The 21346-nt window shown below is 73.1% G+C and carries 21 protein-coding genes; 9 read left to right on the top strand and 12 right to left on the bottom strand.

From position 1 onward, the window contains the following. Positions 1 to 134: 134 nt before the first annotated feature. Together RF647_RS01020 and RF647_RS01015 are read left to right on the top strand one after the other, a co-directional pair. Positions 135 to 1580 (top strand): alanine/glycine:cation symporter family protein, encoded by a 1446-nt coding sequence (locus RF647_RS01020; RefSeq protein WP_368810116.1) that lies wholly within the window; start codon positions 135 to 137, stop codon positions 1578 to 1580. A 66-nt stretch (positions 1581 to 1646) separates the two neighbouring features. Continuing rightward, entirely contained in the window at positions 1647 to 2522 is an 876-nt protein-coding gene (locus RF647_RS01015) for a D-hexose-6-phosphate mutarotase (protein WP_368810115.1), read from the top strand. A gap of 65 nt (positions 2523 to 2587) precedes the next feature. On the opposite strand, the gene RF647_RS01010 is transcribed toward RF647_RS01015, so the two are convergent. Continuing rightward, positions 2588 to 3682 carry a DUF222 domain-containing protein gene (locus RF647_RS01010; protein ID WP_368810114.1) on the bottom strand — a complete coding sequence of 365 codons (1095 nt, stop codon included), beginning with the start codon at positions 3680 to 3682 and terminating at the stop codon, positions 2588 to 2590. Between the two features lie 51 nt (positions 3683 to 3733). Beyond that, positions 3734 to 4204, bottom strand: coding sequence for a hypothetical protein (locus tag RF647_RS01005; RefSeq protein ID WP_368810113.1), 471 nt, complete (start codon positions 4202 to 4204; stop codon positions 3734 to 3736). 140 nt (positions 4205 to 4344) lie between these two features. Here RF647_RS01005 and RF647_RS01000 point away from each other — a divergent pair, with 140 nt between their 5' ends. Beyond that, a complete protein-coding gene (locus tag RF647_RS01000) occupies positions 4345 to 4857 on the top strand; it encodes an N-acetyltransferase family protein (RefSeq protein ID WP_368810112.1) in 513 nt (170 codons plus the stop codon). 153 nt (positions 4858 to 5010) lie between these two features. On the opposite strand, the gene RF647_RS00995 is transcribed toward RF647_RS01000, so the two are convergent. After that, the gene (locus RF647_RS00995; RefSeq protein WP_368810111.1) at positions 5011 to 5406 is read right to left on the bottom strand and encodes a hypothetical protein; all 396 of its coding nucleotides are present in this window, start codon (positions 5404 to 5406) and stop codon (positions 5011 to 5013) included. 188 nt (positions 5407 to 5594) lie between these two features. Between RF647_RS00995 and RF647_RS00990 the strand changes: the two genes are divergently transcribed. The 3 genes from RF647_RS00990 (at position 5595) to RF647_RS00980 (ending at position 9146) form a co-directional block, all read left to right on the top strand. Further along, positions 5595 to 6371, top strand: coding sequence for a type 1 glutamine amidotransferase domain-containing protein (locus tag RF647_RS00990; protein WP_368810110.1), 777 nt, complete (start codon positions 5595 to 5597; stop codon positions 6369 to 6371). Positions 6372 to 6504: 133 nt separating this feature from the next. After that, positions 6505 to 7257 carry an SDR family NAD(P)-dependent oxidoreductase gene (locus tag RF647_RS00985; RefSeq protein ID WP_368810109.1) on the top strand — a complete coding sequence of 251 codons (753 nt, stop codon included), beginning with the start codon at positions 6505 to 6507 and terminating at the stop codon, positions 7255 to 7257. A gap of 362 nt (positions 7258 to 7619) precedes the next feature. Beyond that, complete coding sequence (locus RF647_RS00980; protein WP_133409171.1) at positions 7620 to 9146, top strand: DEAD/DEAH box helicase; 1527 nt, start codon at positions 7620 to 7622, stop codon at positions 9144 to 9146. A 90-nt stretch (positions 9147 to 9236) separates the two neighbouring features. On the opposite strand, the gene RF647_RS00975 is transcribed toward RF647_RS00980, so the two are convergent. Then, positions 9237 to 9896, bottom strand: a complete 660-nt coding sequence (locus RF647_RS00975; protein WP_368810108.1) for an HAD family hydrolase — start codon at positions 9894 to 9896, stop codon at positions 9237 to 9239. Beyond that, positions 9893 to 10606, bottom strand: coding sequence for an HAD family hydrolase (locus RF647_RS00970; protein WP_368810107.1), 714 nt, complete (start codon positions 10604 to 10606; stop codon positions 9893 to 9895). The genes RF647_RS00975 and RF647_RS00970 overlap by 4 nt, the downstream gene beginning before the upstream one ends. A 68-nt stretch (positions 10607 to 10674) precedes the next feature. On the opposite strand from RF647_RS00970, the gene RF647_RS00965 reads away from it, so the two are divergent. Both RF647_RS00965 and RF647_RS00960 read left to right on the top strand, forming a co-directional pair. Further along, the gene (locus tag RF647_RS00965; protein WP_368810106.1) at positions 10675 to 11208 is read left to right on the top strand and encodes a hypothetical protein; all 534 of its coding nucleotides are present in this window, start codon (positions 10675 to 10677) and stop codon (positions 11206 to 11208) included. Positions 11209 to 11275: 67 nt separating this feature from the next. Next, entirely contained in the window at positions 11276 to 11827 is a 552-nt protein-coding gene (locus RF647_RS00960; RefSeq protein WP_368810105.1) for a DinB family protein, read from the top strand. A 48-nt stretch (positions 11828 to 11875) separates the two neighbouring features. Here RF647_RS00960 and RF647_RS00955 read toward each other — a convergent pair whose 3' ends face one another. Continuing rightward, entirely contained in the window at positions 11876 to 12292 is a 417-nt protein-coding gene (locus tag RF647_RS00955) for a VOC family protein (protein WP_017832587.1), read from the bottom strand. Between the two features lie 342 nt (positions 12293 to 12634). Between RF647_RS00955 and RF647_RS00950 the strand changes: the two genes are divergently transcribed. Further along, a complete protein-coding gene (locus RF647_RS00950) occupies positions 12635 to 13243 on the top strand; it encodes a CDP-alcohol phosphatidyltransferase family protein (protein WP_368810104.1) in 609 nt (202 codons plus the stop codon). Here RF647_RS00950 and ppgK read toward each other — a convergent pair. The 6 genes from ppgK to RF647_RS00920 form a co-directional block, all read right to left on the bottom strand. After that, entirely contained in the window at positions 13213 to 14049 is an 837-nt protein-coding gene (gene ppgK, locus RF647_RS00945; protein ID WP_368810103.1) for a polyphosphate--glucose phosphotransferase, read from the bottom strand. The two genes, RF647_RS00950 and ppgK, sit on opposite strands and share 31 nt — an antisense overlap. A 208-nt stretch (positions 14050 to 14257) precedes the next feature. Then, positions 14258 to 14557 carry a hypothetical protein gene (locus RF647_RS00940; protein WP_017832584.1) on the bottom strand — a complete coding sequence of 100 codons (300 nt, stop codon included), beginning with the start codon at positions 14555 to 14557 and terminating at the stop codon, positions 14258 to 14260. Positions 14558 to 15165: 608 nt separating this feature from the next. Continuing rightward, positions 15166 to 16689 carry a SulP family inorganic anion transporter gene (locus RF647_RS00935; RefSeq protein ID WP_368810102.1) on the bottom strand — a complete coding sequence of 508 codons (1524 nt, stop codon included), beginning with the start codon at positions 16687 to 16689 and terminating at the stop codon, positions 15166 to 15168. Positions 16690 to 16894: 205 nt separating this feature from the next. After that, positions 16895 to 19006: an acyltransferase family protein gene (locus tag RF647_RS00930; protein ID WP_368810101.1), complete on the bottom strand. Its 2112-nt coding sequence runs from the start codon at positions 19004 to 19006 to the stop codon at positions 16895 to 16897. Further along, positions 19003 to 19371 (bottom strand): MerR family transcriptional regulator, encoded by a 369-nt coding sequence (locus tag RF647_RS00925; protein ID WP_017832581.1) that lies wholly within the window; start codon positions 19369 to 19371, stop codon positions 19003 to 19005. The genes RF647_RS00930 and RF647_RS00925 overlap by 4 nt, the downstream gene beginning before the upstream one ends. 85 nt (positions 19372 to 19456) lie before the next feature. Further along, positions 19457 to 21142 carry a ribonuclease J gene (locus RF647_RS00920; RefSeq protein ID WP_095650384.1) on the bottom strand — a complete coding sequence of 562 codons (1686 nt, stop codon included), beginning with the start codon at positions 21140 to 21142 and terminating at the stop codon, positions 19457 to 19459. Positions 21143 to 21346: the final 204 nt, after the last annotated feature.

Raw genomic sequence — 21346 nt, 5'->3', positions numbered from 1 at the left:
CCACACTGTGGCCGATCCATCGGTCCCTGACCGGGGGAGCAGCGGACCTGTGATTAGATGCCTTCTGCCGAGACGGAGGTCACAGTCCCGTCCCGGCCCGATTCCTGATCCACCCGACACCCACGGGAGAACACATGCTCCAAACCATCGAGAATGCCCTCGGCGAGCTGGGCGGCATCATCTGGGGGCCCTACGTCCTCATCCCCCTGCTGCTGCTCACCGGCCTGTACCTGACCGTCCGGCTGGGCGGGCTGCAGTTCCACAAGCTGGGCTCCGCGCTGCGACTGGCCCTGTTCGACCGCAAGGACGCGGACGCCCGCGGCGGCGACGTCTCCCAGTTCCAGGCGCTGACCACGGCGCTCGCGGCCACCGTGGGCACCGGCAACATCGTGGGCGTGGCCACCGCGATCTCGATCGGCGGGCCCGGCGCCCTGTTCTGGATGTGGGTCACCGGTCTGCTCGGCATGGCCTCCAAGTACTCCGAGGCGTTCCTGGCCGTGCGGTTCCGCACCACGGACGCCAAGGGTGAGATCTCCGGCGGCCCGCAGTACTACCTGGAGCGCGGCATCCGCAACGGGTTCGGGAAGTTCCTGGCGATCTTCTTCGCCGTCGCCGCCGCGCTGGCCGCGTTCGGCATCGGCAACATGACCCAGGGCAACTCCATCGCCTCCAACCTGGAGAGCTCGTTCAGCGTCCCCACCTGGATCACCGGTGTGGTGCTCGCCGTGCTGACGCTCGCCGTGCTCGTGGGCGGGATCAAGTCCATCGGGAAGGTCACGGCGGGCTTCGTCCCCGTCATGATCCTCTTCTACGTCCTGGGCGCCCTGTTCATCCTCGTCGTCAACGTCGCGGCCATCCCGCAGGCGGTCGTCCTGATCTTCACCGACGCGTTCTCCGGCACGGCGGCCGTCGGCGGGTTCGCCGGATCGGCCATCATGTTGGCCGTGCAGATGGGCGTGGCCCGCGGCATCTTCTCCAACGAGTCCGGCATGGGATCGGCCGCGATCGCAGCGGCCGCGGCCCAGACCACCCACCCGGTCCGCCAGGGGCTGGTCTCCATGACCCAGACCTTCATCGACACCATCATCGTGGTGACCTGCACGGGACTCGTGCTCATCACCACCGGGGTCTGGGAGCAGGGGGCGGACTTCGCCGCGACCATGACCGGCGACGCCTTCAGCCAGGGCCTGCCCGGGCAGTGGGGCCACTACGTGGTCACCATCGGGCTCGTGATGTTCGCCTACTCGACGATCCTCGGGTGGGCCTACTACGGCGAGCGGTGCATGGAGCGGCTCTTCGGCCGGCCGGCCGTGATGCCCTACCGGGTCGTGTTCTCCCTGGTCGTGTTCGTGGGCTGCACCGTGCCGCTGGCGGTGGTGTGGAACTTCGCCGACGTGATGAACGGCCTCATGGCCCTGCCCAACCTCCTCGGGCTGCTGCTCCTCTCCGGGCTGGTCGTCCGCGAGACCAGGCACTACCTGGACCACGACCCCAAGCTGCGGGCGGACCGCCGCCAGGTCGACGCGTTCATGGAGGGCCATCCCGGAGCGATCGACTCGTACGAGCGCACCGGCGTCTGACGGCTGTCGGAGCACGAGGGCCCGGCCTCCTGACGGGGACCGGGCCCTCGGTCTAGCCTGAGGGGCATGAGCGAACTCCCCGAGCCCCGCCTGTTCTCCTGCGCGGACGCCACCGGCGCCGTCCACGACCAGGGCGCGCACGTGATCGACTGGATCCCCACGGGCCACGCCCCGGTGCTGTGGCTGTCCCCGAGCACCGCGCTCGAGACGGGCAAGCCCGTGCGCGGAGGTGTCCCGATCTGCTTCCCCTGGTTCGCGGACGGGGCGGAGGGCGGGCGCGAGCCCAAGCACGGCTTCGCCCGCACGCTCCCGTGGCACGTCGAGTCGCGCGAGTCCTCGGACCACGAGGCGATGATCGTCTACCGGCTCTCGGACGCGGACGTCACCGATCCCGCGCACCGGGAACAGTTCCCGTACCAGTTCGAGGCCTACTGCGTGGTGCGCTTCGGCACCGAGCTGTCCCTCGAGCTGAGCGTCACCAACACCGGTGAGCGCCCGTTCGACTTCGAGGAGGCCCTGCACGCCTACCTGGTGGTGGGGGACGTGCGGAAGATCCGGGTCGAGGGGCTGGACGGGGCGTCCTACCGCGACAAGGTCCTGGACCGGGAGGACTGCGTCCAGGAGGGGGACCTCCGGTTCGACGGCGAGACCGACCGGGTGTACCGCTCGACCGGCGACGTCGCCGTGGTGGACCCCGTGCTGGGGCGGGTGCTGCGGATCCGGAAGAAGAACTCCGGCACCACCGTGGTGTGGAACCCCGGGGCGGAGATGGCGGCGGCGATGCCCGACGTGGGGCCGGACGGCTGGACGGACTTCGTGTGCGTGGAGGGCGCCAACACCCACGCCGACGCCGTCCACCTCGAGCCCGAGGAGACCCACAGCATGGGCTGCCGCCTGTCGGTGGAGACCACGGCGGAGGACCCGGGCCGCCCACCCGCCTGATCCTCGGGACCGTCCGGCCCTCGGCGCAGCACTGTCAGAGGGCCGGACCGCGCCCGGTTAGGCGGTCAGAAGGGGGGAGGGTCTGCGTCCTCGGGCACGGAGTTGCCTCGCTCACCGACGTCCGGGACCGGTCCGCCCGATGTGGCACCGCCCGACGTGGCACCGGCCGAGGGGGCCGGCACGGTCCGGTAGGTCCGTCCGGCCGGTGAGGTCCACTCGAGCACTCCGCCGGCGGGCGCCGGCCCCGGCTGCCGCACCGACCAGCGGCCGAGGGCACCGTGGCGGTGCTTGACGAGGTGGTGGTGGCGGCACAGGTGGGCCAGGTTGTCCGCGGCCGTCCGGCCGCCGTCCTGCCACGCCACCGTGTGGTCGAGGTCGCAGCGCTCGGCCCGCCGCCGGCACCCCGGAAAACGACAGGTCCCGTCGCGCAGCCGCAGCCGGCGGCGCAGATCCGCGGGCACGGCGTAGGTGGTGCGGTCGTGGTCGAGAACGGCGCCGGTAACGGGATGGGTCAGCACGCGATGCCACGAGGCCGCACCGGCGGCCAGCTCCCGGGCGACGTCCGCGCTGATCGGGCCGTGACCCTCGAGCACCGGGGCGTCCGCGGGCACGCCGGCTCCCGGGCCGCCGGGACGGCACCCCAGCAGCGTGAGCACGGGGACCGTCACGCAGACCCGGCCGCGCACACCACGCGGGAACGCGGGGCCGTCGGGGAGCTCCCCCTCCAGCAGGAGATCGGTGAGGACGTCCGCCCGCAGCTGCGCCTCCGTCCGGGCAGTCCTGGCACCCGGCGCGAACCCGTCCGGGCCGCACTCCTCCGGACCGCACTGCACTGGACCGCACTGCACCGGACCGCACCCGTCCGGCTCTCGCCCCGTCCCCGCGCGGGCGGTCTCCTCCACGGGCCCCGGGAGCGACGCGAGCGTGTCGAGCCGGTCCTGGACCGCGAGCGCCGTGGGCGCGTCCAGCAGGGCGTGCAGCCACGCCATGCCGTCCTCACCGTGCTCGACCCACACGCGGCGTCCGGCCCGGGCCGCCCGGTGCCTCGCCTCCTGCGTCTCGGCCAGCAGCGCCGCGCGCCGGCGCCGGGCCCACGCGCGCAGCTGCGCCACCGTGCAGTGCGGAGCCCGCTCCACCAGTTCGGCGGCGAGCCGCTGCACGACGGCGGACGGTGCCTCCTGGTCCGCCGGGACGTCCTCGACCAGCTCGCGCTACTGGTCGGCGATCATCGAGGCGTGCCGGGCGCTGAAGAGGCCCGCCTCCAGCGCCTCGAGGACCTCCTCGGGCAGGTGCAGTCCGAGCACGAGGGCCTCGCGGACGCGCTCGAGGGCCGTGCCCGCGGGCAGGCGCAGCGCCGGGCCGATCTCGTCGGCGAGGTCACGCACCATCTGGTCCTCGGTCTCGAGGAGGGAGCAGACGAGCTCATCGGCCTCGTAGGGCATCAGCCCGGCCGTGGAGACCCAGTCGATCTCTCGGTCCTCCCAGGCCAGCAGCCACAGACGGACGATGCAGCGCAGCTGGCGCCCCGCCTCCCGCGCCTGTGCGGCCGCCGAGTCCACGAGCTCCCCGACGACCGCCCGCACCTCGGCCCGGACGCCGGCGTCCACCACCCGCTCCCCGGCGGGAGCGGCTCGGTGCGGACCCGGAGCAGGACGGGCCCGGCGGTGCGCCGTCGTCGTCATGGCCCCATTCTCACGGGCTGCTCGGACGTCCTAAGACCTGGTCCCACATCAACGTCGTAGAGTTGACGAGGACTCAGGACGGGACACCCGGGGACACCTCGGCGTGGTGTCGCTCCGGGTCCACGGAGAGAGGGGACATCGTGGACGCCTCCGCCATCAGGATCCGGCGGGCTCGTGCCACCGATGTCCCCGCCATGGTGGGACTGCTCGTGCAACTGGGGTACACCCCACTGGAGGACTGGGTGCGCACCTGGGTGGGTGCCGCTTCGCCGGACGACCGGTGCCTCGTGGCGGAGATCGGTTCCCGCGTGGTCGGTCTGGCGCACGTCCACCGGGTGCCGTTCCTGACCGAGAGCGCCTACCGGGCCAGACTCACCGCCTTGGTGGTCGATGAGGCCGAGCGTTCCCGCGGTGTCGGTGCGCTGCTCCTGGAAGCGACGGAGCACGTGACCCGGGAGATGGGTGCCACGGTGCTGGAGCTCTCGACATCGAACCGGCGGCAGCGAGCCCACCGGTTCTACGAACGTCACGGCTACACCCGGCCTTCGCGGCACTACCGCAAGGCGGTGGTGCCGCGGGAGGCTGCCCCGCCACCTGCTCGTCCGACAGGTGGTCCGACGGGTGGACCGGGGGCCGAGCCACCGGACGCATGATTCCGTCCCGGACACTGCTGCGCCCCCCCCACGGGCCGTCGATCGTCCGGGCTCCGGTCCGGAGCCCCACGCGGTGCCCGGCCCAGGAACGGGAAACGGGTGCCGCCCGTCCGTGCGGACGAGCGGCACCCGTGGGGTCCTGCGGGGCCGTGCCTACTTGGAGACGACCAGGGCCGCGGCGATCGCGGCCAGGAAGGCGTCCTTCGAGAGGCCCGTGCCGGCCTCGGACGGGCGGACGCCGTCCTCCTGGGTCATCTCGGGGTTGCGGAAGTACATCGCGAGCAGTCCGGCGGAGAACGCGCCCAGGGCCAGGCCCGCGAGGCGCTTGTTGACGAACGGGGTCAGCAGGGCGGCGCCGATGCCGATCTCCGAGTACGCCACGAACTTGCCGAAGGTGTCGGCGTCCCACTCCTTGAACTGGGGGACGCCTGTGGCGGCGAACTGCTGGAGACCCGCGGCGGCCTCCGTGGGGAGGTCCTTCTTGCCGTAGCCGGACTGCAGCAGGTAGGCGCCGGAGACGCCGCGCAGGATCGCGTTGGAGAGGCTCATGGTCGGTCCTTTCAGGAGGGCGAACAGGGTCATTGAGTCGTCAACGACCCTATCAGGGGGAGGCTCGCGCCCTCCGTGCAGGAGGGGCCGGGAGCGAACACCGGCCCCGGGGGCGGCCCCCGCCGCCTAGGCTGGCCACCCGCTCGCAGGACGCCCTCCGCGTCCCGCCACCCGACGGAAGGACAGACATGGACATCGAGACCATGAAGAAGGTTCTGCTCGTTCTCACCAGCCACGACACCCTCGGCGACACCGGGGAGCCCACCGGCTACTTCGTGGGGGAGGCGGCCCACCCGTGGAAGGTGTTCCGGGACGCCGGCTACTTCGTCGACTTCGCCTCGATCGCCGGCGGGCAGCCCCCGCAGGACGGCAAGGACGAGGAGGACGAGGTGCAGCGGCAGTACCTCGAGGACGAGACCGTGCGGGCCTCCCTCTACAACACCCCGCGGATCAGCGTGGTCGACCCGGCCCAGTACGACGCGGTTTACCTCGTCGGCGGGCACGGCACCATGTGGGACTTCGCGGGCAACGCGGACCTGCAGGCGCTGGTGGCCGCCGTGCACGACGCCGGGGGAGTCGTCGGCGCCGTCTGCCACGGACCCTCCGGGCTCGTGGACGTCGAGCTCGCCAACGGTCTGCGCATCGTCGAGGGGCGCCGGGTGGCAGCGTTCACCAACGCCGAGGAGGACGAGGTCGGCAAGTCGGACGTCGTCCCGTTCCTGCTCGAGGACAAGCTCGTCGAGCAGGGCGCGGACGTGCGGACCGCGCCGAACTGGACCGAGAACGTCGTCGTGGACGACCGCCTCGTCACCGGGCAGAACCCGCAGTCCGCGGCCGGCGTGGCCAAGGAGATGACCAAGCTCCTGACCGAGGTGGTGCGCGAGCAGAAGGCCGCCCAGGAGGCGGACTCCGCCGCGCTGCGCCGGGCCCACGACGCCGAGAAGGCCGAGGACGCCGAGGGCTGAGCCTCCGTCCGGTGCGAGGGGAGGCACGGCTGGCGGCGCCCGTGCCACCCCTCGCGGGCCCCGGCGTTTCCGGACAGACTGGGAGCGTCGGGCCGTCCGGCCCGGCCCAGCGGACACACGGCAGGAGAACCACATGGCTGACCTCAGGGACAAGGTCGCGCTCGTCACCGGCGCCGCCTCCGGCATCGGCGAGGCCTGCGCGAAGGACCTCGCGACCCAGGGCGCCAAGGTCGTCGTCACGGACATCGACACCCGGCGGATCGACGACGTCGTCCAGGCGATCATGGCCGCCGGCGGCGACGCCGCCGGCTTCCGGCAGGACGTGGCGAAGCCCGAGGACTGCGAGGCCGCGGTCGAGTTCGCCCAGCAGACCTACGGCGCCCTGCACCTGGCGGTGAACAACGCCGGGGTCGGCGGCGCGGCGGACGCGGTGGGGGAGTCGGACCTCGACGCGTGGGTGCGCATCGTGCAGATCGACCTGCACTCCGTCATGTTCGGCATGCGCTACCAGCTGCCCGCCATCGAGCAGGCCGGCGGCGGGGCGGTCGTCAACATGGCCTCCGTGCACGGCACCGTGGCCGTGGCCGCGGGCAACAGCGCCTACACCGCCGCCAAGCACGGTGTGGTCGGGCTCACCAAGCAGGCCGGCGTGGAGTACGGCCGGCGCGGGGTGCGGATCAACGCCGTCGGCCCCGGCTACATCGACACCCCGCTGCTCAGGACCGCGCCGGCGTCCGTCCTCGAGGGGTTGACCGCCAAGCACCCGCTCGGCCGGCTGGGCCGCGCCGAGGAGGTCGCCGCCCTGACCACGTTCCTCCTCTCGGAGAAGGCCTCCTTCATGACGGGCGGGTACTACCTCGTCGACGGCGGCTACACCGCGCTGTAGCCCCCGCACCGCGGACTCACCGCACCGGCGCCGGATGCGTGCACGCGTCACCGCGTCCCGCACCGGCGCGGTGTGTCCGGCGCCGTCAGGGCGCGGCCGTGCCCTCCGCCACATCCGGGTGGTGGCGTGCCGCCAGTGCTGTAGGGTGAGGCGTATTGCATATGGCACTGCTCCCCGTTCCCGGGTGAGCAGGCAGGCGTCGAGCACCCCGTTCTTCTTCCAGCGTGGCACCGTTCCAGACGGTCTCAGCCCGCTCGCAGGGGCTCCAGGAGTCATTCGGCGCAACCCGGCGCGCTACCCCCTTGCCGGGACATCCGATCGAAAGACGTATCCCAGTTTTGGCTACTTTCACCGACCTTGGCGTGCCCAAGGCCCTTTCCGCCGTCCTCGCCCAGCAGGGCATCGAGCAGGCGTTCCCCATCCAGGAGAAGACCCTCCCCGACTCGCTGGCCGGCCGTGACGTGCTCGGCCGCGGCAAGACCGGCTCGGGCAAGACCGTGGCGTTCGCGCTGCCGCTCGTGTCCCGGCTCGCCGGACTGACCGGCAACGGCGCCCGCGCCGCCCGGCGGGCCAACCGGCCCACCGGCCTGGTCCTGGCTCCCACCCGCGAGCTGGCCACCCAGATCGACCGCGCGATCGCCCCGCTGGCCGAGGCCGCCGGACAGACGACCACCGTCATCTTCGGCGGGGTCTCCCAGCGCAACCAGGAGAAGGCGCTCGCCAAGGGCGCGGACATCGTCATCGCCTGCCCCGGCCGGCTCGAGGACCTGCTGAAGCAGAACGTCCTCACGCTCGACGACGTCCGCGTGACGGTCATCGACGAGGCCGACCACATGGCCGACATGGGCTTCCTGCCCGTGGTGACCCGCATCCTCAAGCGCACCCCTCAGGGCGGCCAGCGGCTGCTGTTCTCCGCGACGCTCGACGGCGGCGTGGACAAGCTCGTCAAGCAGTTCCTGTCCAACCCGGTCAAGCACTCCGTGGACGCCCCGCAGGCGTCCGTGTCCACCATGGACCACCACGTGCTCGTCGTGGACGCGGACGAGAAGCAGGAGCTCATCGAGGCGCTGGCCTCCGGCACTGGCCGCCGCGTGATGTTCACGCGCACCAAGCACCGCGCCAAGAAGATGGCCCGCAAGCTCAGCCAGATGGGCATCCCCGCCGTGGACCTGCACGGCAACCTGTCCCAGAACGCCCGCGACCGCAACCTGGCCCAGTTCTCCGCCGGTGACGTGCGCGTGCTCGTCGCCACCGACGTCGCCGCCCGCGGCGTGCACGTGGACGAGGTCGAGCTGGTCGTGCACATCGACCCGCCCACCGAGCACAAGTCCTACCTGCACCGCTCCGGGCGCACCGCCCGCGCCGGCGCCTCCGGCTCCGTGGTCACGGTGGCCACCAAGGAGGAGCGCCGCGAGGTCACGCAGCTCATGAAGGCCGCGGGCGTCACCGCGAACTTCGACACCGTGACCGTCGGCTCCCCGGCCGTCACGGCGCTCGTGGGCGAGCTCGCCGACAAGGTCGCCTACGTGCCGCCGCCCGTCCAGGCGCAGGGCCGCCCGGCGAGCGGTCAGCGCTCCGGCGCCGGCCGTTCCGGTGGCCGTGCCGGCTCCGGCGGCAACCGCGGCCGCGGCGGACAGAACCGTTCCGAGCAGCCGCGCAGCGCCTCCCGCGACCAGCGCGGCGAGACCGGCAGCCGCGGCGGCTCCCGCCCCGGCAACGGCTCGGCCTCCCGCTCGGCGGCACCGGCCCGCTCGGCCGCGCCCAGCCGTTCCGCGGCGCCCGCGTACTCGACCGAGTCCGCGCCGGACCGCTCCACCCAGGCCGCGGCCCGTCGCCGCACTCGGAGCCCGCGCCGCGCGTCCTCCCCCCAGGGCACCGCGACCCGCTGAGCCCCGGCACCTCGCACGAGGGCCCGTTCCCTGCCGTCCCGCATCGCGCGGACGGCAGGGAACGGGCCCTCGTCGTCGTGGCGGCCCTCGTCAGACGGTCGGACCCAGCCCGCGCAGGAACTCCAGGGTGACGTCCGTGTGGGCGTCCACGAGCACCAGGCCGGGGGCGGCATCCACGGGCAGCTCCCCGGGCACCACCACCACCGGCATCCCGGCGGCTGCCGCGCTCGCCGCCCCCGTCTGGGAGTCCTCGACCGCCACGCACCGTGCCGGGTCCACGCCCAGCCGCCGCGCCGCCAGCAGGTAGGGCTCCGGGTGCGGCTTGGGGTGCTCCACGTCCTCCTGCGAGACGACCACCCGCAGCACCTCGGGCGCCCCGGACGCGGTGCCCTCCGCGACCACGGTCAGGGCGTTCGTCACCACGGCGCCGGGGATGCCGGCCCGCTCGAGCTCGGCCAGCAGGTCGCGCATGCCGGGCAGGAACGGGACCTCGCCCGTGAGCGAGGCCGCGACCTCCCGCCCGAGCTCGGCCGTGATGGCCTCGACGGCCCCCTCGGCGCCGCGCTCGACCATCAGCCGCGCCGACGTGGGCACCGTCCGGCCCAGCGTGGCGAGGTCGTCCTCGGTGCTCCAGCCGACGCCGTACCGGCCGGCCACCGCCCGCTTGGCCACGGCCCACTGCGGTTCGGAGTTCACGAGGGTGCCGTCGTGGTCGAACAGGACGGCGGCGGGGAAGTCCGGGGCGCTCACGGGCGGGTCTCCTGCACGGGGTGGAAGGGCGACGACGGGGAGTGCGGGTCCAGCGAGCGCAGCAGCTCCAGGGTCAGCTCCCGGTGGGATTCCAGGTGTAGCAGCCCGGGGCCGCGCTCGACCTCCAGCTCGCCGGGGACGACCACCGTGGGGATGCCCGCCGCGACGCCCGCGGCGGCCCCGGCGGGGGAGTCCTCGACCACGACGCACCGGTGGGGGTCGACCCCGAGGCGGCGCGCCGCCGTGAGGTAGGCGTCCGGGTCCGGCTTGGGGCGGACGCCCTGCGCGTACTCGTCCGTGCCGATGACGACCCGGAACAGGTCCTCCGGAGCGGTGGCCGCGGTGTGGTGGCCCATCGCCGAGCTCGCGTTGGTGACGATCGCCGCGGGGATCCCCGCGGCCGAGAGCTCCCCGAGGAGCTCCGCGATCCCGTCGATGAAGGTCAGCTCGGTGTCCTCCAGGACGCGGACGCTGTGCTCGAAGACCGCCCGGAACAGCTCGTCCTCGCCGAGCGGCACGCCGACCCGCTGCAGGCGGTCGATCGTCGCGGCGACCGGCCGGCCCAGGGTCGCGAGCGAGTCCTCGGGGGTCCAGAGCCGTCCGTGCTCGGCGGCGAGGTTCTGCTTGGCGCGGTCCCAGAGCGGCTCGGTGTCGACGAGGGTCCCGTCGTGGTCGAAGAGGACGGCGTGCGGGAATCCGGGGGAGGGCATGCGCTCCAGCCTACCGGGGCGTCCGCGGGCGGGTCTCCGGCGGGAGGCCCGTCGATAGACTGGCGGGCGTGGAAACAGCCCTCGACCGCGTGCCGCGCCGTCCCGCCGTCCTGCAGCGCGCCGTGCCCGTCCTCGGGATCCCCGCGGCCCTGCTGCTCGGGGTGTGGGTGGCCGTGGGCCGCGGTCTGGCCGGAGCCGCCGGTGACCTGGTGCTGCTCTACACGCTGACGCTGGGCCTTCCGCTGACCGCGCTGCTCGTGGTGGCCGGGGTCCTGCTGCGCCGGGACGCCCGCGCCCACGTCCCGCCCGGGGCGTCCCTGCGGTCCTCGCTGACGGTGCTGGCCGCGTGGGCCGTGCTCCTCGGCTTCGGCGCCGTCGTCCCGGACCGTGTGAACGGGGCCGGCGCCTCGGTGCTGACCCGGGCCACCGACCCCGTCCACCTGGGCCTGTCCGCGGGGTTCGCCAACACCTTCGGCATCCTCTCGTTCGTCCTGGCGACCGCCGCCGTGGTGCTCGCCGCGACCGACCTGCGCCGGACCCGCCGGGTCCAGCGCGGAGAGCCGCTCAACGAGGACGAGATCCTGGAACGGCAGGAGTTGTGACCCGCCCGGCCCGCCCCGTCCGCCGCGGGACCTCGCCGCACCCGGTGGGCCCGGGTACATTGGCCGCATGACCACCGAGCGCCCCGGAACCCCCGACACCTCCCCGGTCCCTCCGGAGACCAAGGACTGGACCGTGGTGCTCGACCGGGGCTGTTCCGACTGCGGGTTCGACCCGGACTACGACGTCACGAGCACGGGGGAGCGGGCGCGGGCCACGGTCGAGCGCTGGGCGGCGGTCCTCGACCGTCTGGGCATGACGGACCGGCCCGGCCCGGGGACGTGGTCCCCGCTGGAGTACGCCTGCCACGTCCGGGACCTCTGCCGGGTCTTCCGTGAGCGGCTGCGGCTCATGCTCGACGAGCAGGACCCGGTCTTCGCGGACTGGGACCAGGACGCCGCGGCGGTCGAGGGACAGTACAACCTGCAGGACCCCTACGAGGTCTCCGGGGAGCTCGCGCAGGAGGTCCGCGCCACCGCGGACGCCTTCGACGCCGTGACCGGGGAGCAGTGGGCCCGGACCGGCCGGCGCGGGGACGGCAAGGACTTCACCGTGGCGAGCTTCGCGGCGTACTTCCTGCACGACGTCGAGCACCACCTGCGCGTCGACGTCCGCGGCTGAGCCGGCCCCGGCCGCACCTCCCGGCGCGGACGGGCCGGGTGGGCAGGTTCAGCCGAGGTGCACGGTCCCGTCGTCGTCGATCCGCCACCCCGGGTTGTGCGCGATCTCCCACACCACGCCGTTGGGATCGGCGACGTGCGCGTGGAAGACGCCCCCGAAGGCGCCCGGCCGCGGGCTCGTGAGCACGGTCCCGCCCGCGGCGCTCATCGCGTCGACGCTCGCGCGCACCGCGGCCTCGCCGTCCACGTTGTGCGCGAGCGTCACGCCCTGCGCCGGGGTGGCCGATGGGAGGCCCAGGTCCTCGGCGAACTTCCCGGCGTCGAAGAGGCCCAGGACCGTCCCCGGGGCGATCTGGAAGAAGAGGATCTCGCCCGGGACGTCGAGCAGCGGCTCCCAGCCGAGACCCCGCGCGTAGAACTCGCGGGCGGCGTCGAGGTCCGGGGTGGACAGGGTGAGGAAGTGCACGCGAGGATCCACAGCGGTCCTTCGGTCGGGCCCGGCCCCGGTGAGCGGGGCGGACGGGGTGGCGCGCCCGGTGTCGGGCCGAGGACGCGCACCGGGTCGCGGCCCACCGGGCGAGGGTGCACGGCGTGCGCCGGCGGAACCGTTGCGGGCGGACCGACGACCGGCGACGAGGCTCCCGCCCCATTCTGCCCTGGCGGCCCGTGCGCGGCCAGGGACCGTGCCGGCCCTCGCGCCGGGCGGCGTCATCTCCCGGGCCGCCCGGCGCCGACGGGATAGTCTCGAGGGCAGCACCGACGGGCGCGGACCGTTCGCCCGGGAGCGCCGGAGGACGGGACGAGACACATGGCACAGCAGCACCAGGACGCGGTCGAGCCGGCGGAGTCACCGTACTACGACCGGGTGCTCACGGTGCCCAACGTGGTCTCGGTGGTGCGTTTCGCGCTCATCGTCCCGGCCGTGCTGGCCGTCCTCGACATCGACGAGCGGCCGGTGCGCGCGCTGGTCCTCGTCGCCCTCTTCTCCCTGACGGACTGGGTCGACGGCACCCTGGCCCGGGCGCTCCGGCAGCGCAGCCGGGTCGGGGAGGTCATGGACCCCATCGCCGACCGGCTGGGGACCGTGGCGATCGCCGTGGCCGCGAGCATCGTCGGGCTGTTCCCCTGGTGGGTGCTGGTCGTCATCGCGGTCGTCGACGTCGTGGTGGGGATCGCCACCCTGGTCCGGCGGTCCCTCGGCACCCTGCGGGTCACGACGGTCGGCAAGGCGAAGACCGCTCTGCTCATGGTGGGGACCGTGCTCGTCCTGGCGGGGCCCGCCTGGTCCACCCCCGAGGTGACGGACGTCGGCCGGGTCATGGTCCAGATGGCGGCCGTCCTGCACGTCCTGGCGGGCGTGCAGTACTTCCGCCAGGCCCTCCGGGGTCAGGCCGACGCCGGCGGCACGGCGAGGTAGGCGTGCCGGGCGGCGCCGATGATGCCCGCCGCGTTGCGCAGCTCGGCCGGGACGACGCGTGTGTCCAGGCGCAGACGGGGCAGGAAGTCCTCGTGCCGGGCGGAGATCCCGCCGCCGACCACGATCAGGTCCGGTGAGAAGAGGAACTCCAGGTGCGCGAAGTACTGCTGGAGACGCTCGGCGTAGTCCGGCCAGTCCAGGCCTTCCCGCTCCCGGGCCACCGCCGAGGCCCGCACCTCGGCGTCGACCCCGTCGAGCTCCAGGTGGCCCAATTCGACGTTGGGCACGAGCTTCCCGTCCACGAACAGCGCCGAGCCGATGCCGGTGCCCAGGGTGATGACCAGGACGGTGCCGCTGGTCCCGCGCCCGGCGCCGTAGCGGAGCTCGGCCAGGCCCGCAGCGTCGGCGTCGTTGAGGACGTGGACGGTGCGTCCCAGCCGCTCCGTGAGGAACCGGTGGACGTCCAGGCCGATCCACGCGTCGTCGATGTTCGCGGCGGAGCGCGCCACGCCGTGGCGGATGATCGCGGGGAGCGCCACTCCCACGCTGGCCTCCGGGTGCGGGGCCTGGGGGCTCGCGGCGAGCTCCTGCACGATGAGCACGAGCTGCTCGGCCAGGGCCTCCGGTGTGGCAGGGAGGGGGGTGGGGCGCTGGAGGACCAGGGTGGTCAGCTCGCCGTCGGCCATGTCCACGGCCGCGTACTTGATCAGGGTGCCGCCGACGTCCACCCCGATGTGGTGCCGGTGCAGGGTCGACCAGCCGGCCGGCGCGGGGGGTGGGACGGGGCGGGGCGAGAGGTTGGCCATCCGACATCCTAGGGTCGAGGTGGGGGCACGGAGCGACGACGGGCGCGCTGCGTCCGGCTCGCTGCGCCCGACCGGATGCGGGCCGTCGTCGGGGCCGGCACCCCGGACCATTGTGCCACCGCGGCCGCCGGGGCCGTGGAGGTGGCGCCGCGCCCGAGGCACCGTCCGGGGAGCTCCGAGGAGGATCCGTCGCGGTGGAGGTGCCGGCTCAGGCGCGCGGCCAGAGGCCCGGTGCGCTGCCGCGGTCCTGCGGGCCAGCGTCGTCCCGGGAGCCCGCGTCGATCTCCCACGAGAACGGGACCCGGGCGACGGGCGCGTCCCGAACGAGTCCGTTGACCGCGCGGGCGAGCAGGTCGCGGTGGGCGGCCGGCAGTCTCAGGCACCCGTGCAGGTACGCGTCGACCTCCAGCATCCCGGCCTCGCCGCCGAGCTGGAAGCAGTGCCACCAGACCCGGGCCGCGTCGAGACCGGCGCGCTCGACGGCGTGCCGGGCGAGGCGTGCCTGCACGGCTCCGATCCTGTCGTCGTCCACGGTCCCCCCACTGTGGTGCGTCGGTCCGAGGACGGTCCCGGACCGGGCGCGACGCTGCGCAGCGGTCCGGGACCGTCCGTGGCGGCGCGGTGGCGCCGCCGCCCCCATCATGGTTCCGGGTGGGCCGCGGGGTCACCACACGGAGCCCGGGCGCGTGCGTTTTCCGGACCGTCGGTGCTTCCTCCGGACGCCCGGGTCCGGACGGCACCACCGACGGGGCTGGGCGGAGCGGGGTTCGGGGGTGCCGGCGGACGGGGCCGGCACACAGAAGGGGAGCGGGGCGGCCCCCCAGCCGGCCCCGCTCCCTACTGCTCCCGCGCCCGGACCCGATGCGGGTGACGCCCCCCGGAGTCCGGAGGCGGCGCGCTGTCGGTCGACGGTGCGGGAGCCGGGGGATGATCCTTGGCGGACCACAGAATCCCCTGGTGAGAAGCAACAATGCTCCATCCTGCGGCTTACGGCAAGGCCTTTCGTGTGACCCAGTTCACATGCAGACACAAAGGGTTGTGATCGCAAATGCACGGGTCGGCAGAGCATGCTCAGGCGACGTGCCGCGGCCCGACCCGTCGGGCCGCGGCACCGGGTCAGTGCTCGGAGTTGAGCATTCCGCCCAGGCGCACCCGCATCCGGCGGCTGGTCTGGTTCAGCCCGACGATCGCCACGTCCTTGCCGTAGTGGGCGTACTTGTCCGTCACGGAGTCCAGAGCGGCGACGGTGGAGGCGTCCCAGAGATGGGAGTCGGAGAAATCGATGACGATCTGCTGCGGGTCCCCGGCGTAGTCGAACATCGTGTACAGGTCGTTGGAGGAGGCGAAGAACAGCTCCCCGTGCACGGTGTAGACCGCCGTCTCCCGGCCGTCGCGCCGCTCGAGCGCACGGTCGACGGTGACGAAGTGGGCCACCCGGCGGGCGAAGGCGACCATCGCCACGAGCACCCCCACGATCACGCCGAGGGCGAGGTTGTGCGTCCACACGGTCACGGCCACGGTGGAGAGCATCACGAGGGTCTCCGGGAGGGGCATCCGCGCCAGGGTCGAGGGGCGGACCGAGTGCCAGTCGAACGTCGCCCAGGACACGAAGATCATGATGGCCACCAGGGCGGCCATCGGGATGACCGCCACGACCTCGCCGAGGGTCACGACGAGGAGCAGCAGGAAGATCCCGGCCAGGAAGGTGGAGATGCGGGTGCGTGCCCCGGAGGCGCGCACGTTGATCATCGTCTGGCCGATCATCGCGCACCCGCCCATCCCGCCGAAGAAGCCGGTCACGATGTTCGCCGCGCCCTGCGCCCAGGACTCGCGGGTCTTGTTCGAGCGCGTGTCGGTGATGTCGTCGACGAGCTTGGCCGTCATCAGCGACTCGAGCAGGCCCACCAGCGCCATGGTCAGGGCGAACGGGGCGATGATCCGGAAGGTCTCCAGGTTTAGCGGGACGTCGGGGAAGAACAGCGACGGCAGGGACTCGGGCAGCTCGCCCTTGTCGCCGACGCTCGGCACGTCCATGCCCATCGGCACCACGATCGCGGTGATCACCACGATGGCCACCAGCGGGCCGGGGACCGCGCCGGTCAGTCGGGGGAACAGGAACACGATGGCCAGGCCCAGGGCCGTGAGCGGGTAGACGGCCCAGGGCACCCCGATCAGCTCGGGGATCTGGGAGCTGAAAATCAGGATGGCCAGGGCGTTGACGAAGCCCACCATGACGGAGCGCGGGATGAAGCGCATCAGCCGCGCCGCACCGATCAGGGCCAGGACCACCTGGAAGACCCCGGCCAGGATCACCGCGGCGATGAAGTAGTCCAGTCCGTGGGAGGCCACCAGCGGGGCGATCACCAGGGCCACCGCGCCGGTGGCCGCGGAGATCATCGCGGGCCGGCCGCCCAGCACGGCGGTGGTCACGGCCATGGTGAAGGACGCGAACAGGCCCAGGCGGGGATCCACCCCGGCGATGATCGAGAAGGCGATCGCCTCCGGGATGAGCGCCAGGGCCACCACGAGCCCGGCCAGGACCTCGGTCTTGAGGTGGCGGGGGGACCGGAGGGTCAGGCGCACCGACTGACGCTGCTCGGGGGTGAGGTCGGCCGCGGGGCCGGCTGTCGTGGTGGCCAAGGAGGCTCCGTTCGCAGGGGAGGAGGACGGGGGAGGGCTGGGCGGAAGGGCTGGAGTCGTCCCGGGTGGTGTGCACGCGGGTGGACACGGTGCTGCGCGGGAGGGTGCGGCGTCCGGGCGCGAAGGCGCGCCGGCGGAGACCGCGTCGTCACTCGATCCTAACGTGAGGGTAGGGTCCTCGGCCGCGGGGCAGGGGAGAGGTGGCTCACGTCCGGTCGAGGGCGTCCAGCAGACGCTCCTCGACGTCGGGCACCAGCGTCTCGCCGTAGCTGGAGGTGACGTGGTCGAGGTCGCGGTAGACCATGATGTTGCCGACCACCCCGGGGCAGGTGGTCCCGGTGCACAACCGGTCGGTGAGGTCGATGCTGTGCAGGTCCTCGTGCCGGGCGGCCAGCTCCTCCAGCGGGTTGACGGGGAGCAGCGACTCGGAGCGGGGGACGTTGCAGCGGTCCCGGTCGGGCCCGTAGGTCTCCACGCACTCGAACATGTCGTAGGGGAAGCGCGGGTTGTCGCGGAAGGCCACCACCGGGATGCCGGCGTCCAGGAAGGGCCGCACACCGGCCTCGTAGCCCTCGACGAGCTTCTCGTGCGGGGCCTCGGGCAGGCTCAGGGTGCCGATGGTCAGCACCGCGTCGGGCTCGGCCTCCAGGACCGCCTCCCGGGCCGCGGTGTTGAAGTCGTTGCACTCGGCCTGGTAGTTCTCCGACTGGCTCGTGTAGCGGCAGGCCATGCGCAGGTAGGAGACCACCGTCCAGCCCCGCGCATCGGCGACCCGGTGGATCGGGGTGAGCAGCTGCCGGGCGTGGGAGTCCCCGAGCACCACCAGGGTCAGCCCGGGCTCGGTGCCGCCGGGATCGGTGCCCCCGGCGGGATCGGGGGTGATGATCCAGCACTCGCCCAGCTCGGCGATGCCCGCCGGGGCCTGCTCGGGGGGACAGGGGTCCCCGGTGTCGCCCCACTCCTGGTCGCGCTCGTCCTCGGTGGGGATGATCGGCACGTCCGGGACCTCGGCCGCCTCCCCGCGCAGCACCGCGGCCCCGGGGTAGTTCCCCGGGGTGCGCTCCACCCCGGCGGTGGGGTCGCGCAGGACCGTGTACTGGTGGGCGCCGGTCAGCGGTACCGCCACGAGCAGGGCGGTGGCGATCAGCCGGATCCCGGACCCGGCCCGGACCCCGGGCAGGGCCCGCCAGCCGGTCAGCAGCAGGGCGGTGACCCGGGTGAGGGCCACCGAGGCGGCCAGGATCCCGAGCCCGGCCGGCACCGGCACCGTGTCGCGGGCAGTGAGCAGCAGGTAGGTGATCAGCAGCGGCCAGTGCCACAGGTAGATCCCGTAGGCGCGGTCCCCGAACCACTGCAGCGGACGGGCCGCCAGGACCCGGGTGGCGCCGGTCGACGCCTCGGGGGCCAGGGCCCCGCCGGCCAGGATCGCCGCGGCCCCCAGGGTGGGGGCCAGGGCCACGGTGCCGGGGAAGCGGGTCTCGGGGCCGATGAGGAAGGGGGTGACCAGGATCGCGGCCAGCCCGGCCCAGCCCAGGACCACCCCGGTCACCCGGGCCGGGGCGCTCCGGTACCGGGGGGCCGTCCGCGACGTGCCCGAGCCGGCCAGGGCCAGGGCGGTGAGCGAGCCCAGGGCGAACTCCCACAGGCGGGTCCAGGTGCTGAAGTAGGCCGCCTCGGGTCCGGCCGCCGTCGCGAGCACCGACCAGGCCAGGGAGCCGGCGAACACGGCGGCGAACACGGCCCAGGCCACCGGTCGGAACCCGATCCTCATCCGCCGGGCCGTCACGGCGGCGCCGGCCAGCAGCAGCGGCCAGAGCAGGAACACCTGGGCCTGCACCGACAGCGACCACATGTGCTGCAGCGGGGTGGTGGCCGCGGAGTTGCCGGCGTAGTAGTCCACCGCCTGCCCGGCCAGCACCCAGTTCACGACGTAGAACAGCGATCCCCAGGCCTGGGCCAGCAGCTCGGGCCACCGGCTGGGCGGGAAGAAGGCGAACACCGCGGCGAGCACGGCCAGCAGCAGGACCGCCACCGGGCCCAGCAGCCGGGCGAAGGTCCGGGCCCAGTACGCCGGGATCCCCAGGGGGCGGCCGCGCTCGATCCGGCGGGCGAAGGAGCCGGTGAGCAGGAACGCGGAGAGCACGAAGAACACGTCCACCCCGCCGGAGACCTTCTCGGTCCACACGTGGAAGACCACCACCAGCAGCACCGCCACCCCGCGCAGACCCTGCAGGTCCGGGCGGTGGGCGGTCCGCGGGGACGGGCTGCGGAGGACCGCCACGGGCGCGGCGGCGCAGCTCGTCGAGCGCTCGCTCATCGCCGGAGCCGCTGCTCCAGCATCGCGATGAACTCGTCCGCCTGGGCCAGTTTCCTGGCCAGCCGGTCGCGCTCGGGGTGGGCCCGCTCGAGGTAGTCGGCGAGCCGGGCCTCTGCGGGCTCGTCGGCGCCGAGCAGCTCGAGCAGCTCGGCCATCTCCTCCAGGGAGAAGCCGAGCGGCTTCATCCGCTTGATGTGGGTGAGCCGTTCCACGTCCCGCTCCGTGTAGACGCGGAACCCGCCCTCGGTGCGCGAGGCCGGCAGCAGGCCCACCTCGTCGTAGTGGCGGATGGTGCGCAGGGACAGTTCGGTCCGATCGGCGAGCTCGCCGATCTGCATGGTGCCTCCGCGGACGCGCTGCGGCATCGAACGACCTCCAGGAATCAGGGGACCCCGAGTCTACCAACCGCCCGGCCCCGCCCCCGGGGCCGGGACCGGGCGGTCGTTGGGCTCAGGCGTCGACGACGACGACCGTCACCAGCGGGGCCCGCCGGTAGGCGCGCTCGAGGTGGCGGGAGACGGTCTCGGCGATGATCGACTCGAGCTTCTCCAGGTCGGCGACCTTGGACGTGGCCGGGCGCGCCAGGGCGTTCTTCACCTTGTCGGCGGCCCCGTCGAAGACGTGCTCGTCGTGGACGAAGCCCTTCGCGAGGAACTCCAGCGGTTCGGCGAGCGCGTTGGTGTCGGCGTCGACGATGGCCACGACCGTGACCACGCCGCCCTCCTGCAGCAGCCGGCGCTCCACCAGGGTCTCCTCGGTGACCTTGCCCACGGTGTGGCCGTCGACGTAGACCAGACCGGCCTCCACCTGCCCGGAGATCCGCGCCCGGCCGTCGACGAGGTCGATGACGGTGCCGTCCCGGCCGATCAGCACGTTCTCCGGGTCGACACCGGTGCGGACCGCCAGCTCGGCGTTGGCGTGCAGGTGCTTGGACTCCCCGTGCACGGGCAGCACGTGGGTGGGCTTGACGATGTTGTAGCAGTAGACCAGCTCCCCGGCCGAGGCGTGGCCGGAGACGTGGACCTTGGCGTTGCCCTTGTGCACGACCTTCACGCCGAGGTCGGTGAGCTTGTTGATGATGCCGTAGATCGCGTTCTCGTTGCCCGGGATCAGCGAGCTCGCCATGAGCACCGTGTCCCCGGCGTTGAGCTGGATCTGGTGCGTCTCGTTGGCCATGCGCGAGAGCGCGGCCAGGGGCTCGCCTTGGGAGCCGGTGCACACCAGGGTGACCTTGGCGTCGGGCATGGACTGGAGCTTCTTGAAGTCGACCACCAGCCCGCGGGGGATCTTCAGGTAGCCCAGGTCCCGGGCGATGCCCATGTTCTTGACCATGGACCGGCCCACGAAGGCCACCTTGCGCCCGTGGGCGTGGGCGGCGTCGAGGACCTGCTGGATCCGGTGGACGTGGCTGGCGAAGCTGGAGACGATGATCCGCTTCGGGGCGGTGGCGAAGACCTGGTTGATCGCCGGCGTCAGCTCCTGCTCCGAGGTGGTGAAACCGGGGACCTCGGCGTTGGTGGAGTCGGTGAGGAACAGGTCCACCCCCTCGTCGCCCAGGCGGGCGAAGTGGCGCAGGTCGGTGATCCGGTCGTCCAGCGGGAACTGGTCCATCCGGAAGTCCCCGGTGTGCAGCACCAGCCCGGCGTCCGTGCGGATCGCCACGGCCAGGCTGTCCGGGATCGAGTGGTTGACCGCGACGAACTCGCACTCGAACGGGCCCGCCTTGTGGGTGTCCCCGGCCTCGACGTGGACCGCCTTCGGGGTGATCCGGTGCTCCTTGAGCTTGGACGTGATGAACGCCAGGGTCAGCTCGGAGCCGATGACCGGGATGTCCGGGCGCTCCTTGAGCAGGTACGGCACGCCCCCGATGTGGTCCTCGTGGCCGTGGGTGAGCACGATGCCGACGATGTCGCCCAACCGGTGCCGGATGGAGGTGAAGTCGGGCAGGATCACGTCGATGCCGGGCTGGTGCTCCTCGGGGAACAGCACGCCGCAGTCGACGACGAGCAGCTTGCCGGCGTGCTCGAAGACGGTCATGTTGCGTCCGATCTCGCCCAGACCGCCCAGCGGGGTGATCCGCAGGCCCCCGGAGGGCAGCGGGGGCGGGGACTTGAGCTTGCGGGAGGAAATGGTCAAAGGATTCCGCTTTCATCGTGGGTTCAACGTGGGGTGGAGCAAGGTCGTGCGGGCGGCTCGCGTCGAGCCGGAGCCGCGTCCGGGACCTGACGGCCCCGAGAAGTCTGGGACAACTCTAACGTCGGGTCAGGGTCGCGGCGGACCGCCGGGCGGCGCGGACGGGGAACGGACCGCCCCGGCGAGGGCCCGCAGGAGGCGGTGACC

The sequence above is a fragment of the Kocuria sp. CPCC 205263 genome (genome assembly GCF_040981075.1).
GTDB lineage: Bacteria > Actinomycetota > Actinomycetes > Actinomycetales > Micrococcaceae > Kocuria > Kocuria rosea.
Note: the sequence above shows the minus strand (reverse complement) of the source record. Positions and strands in the feature narration are given on the sequence as shown.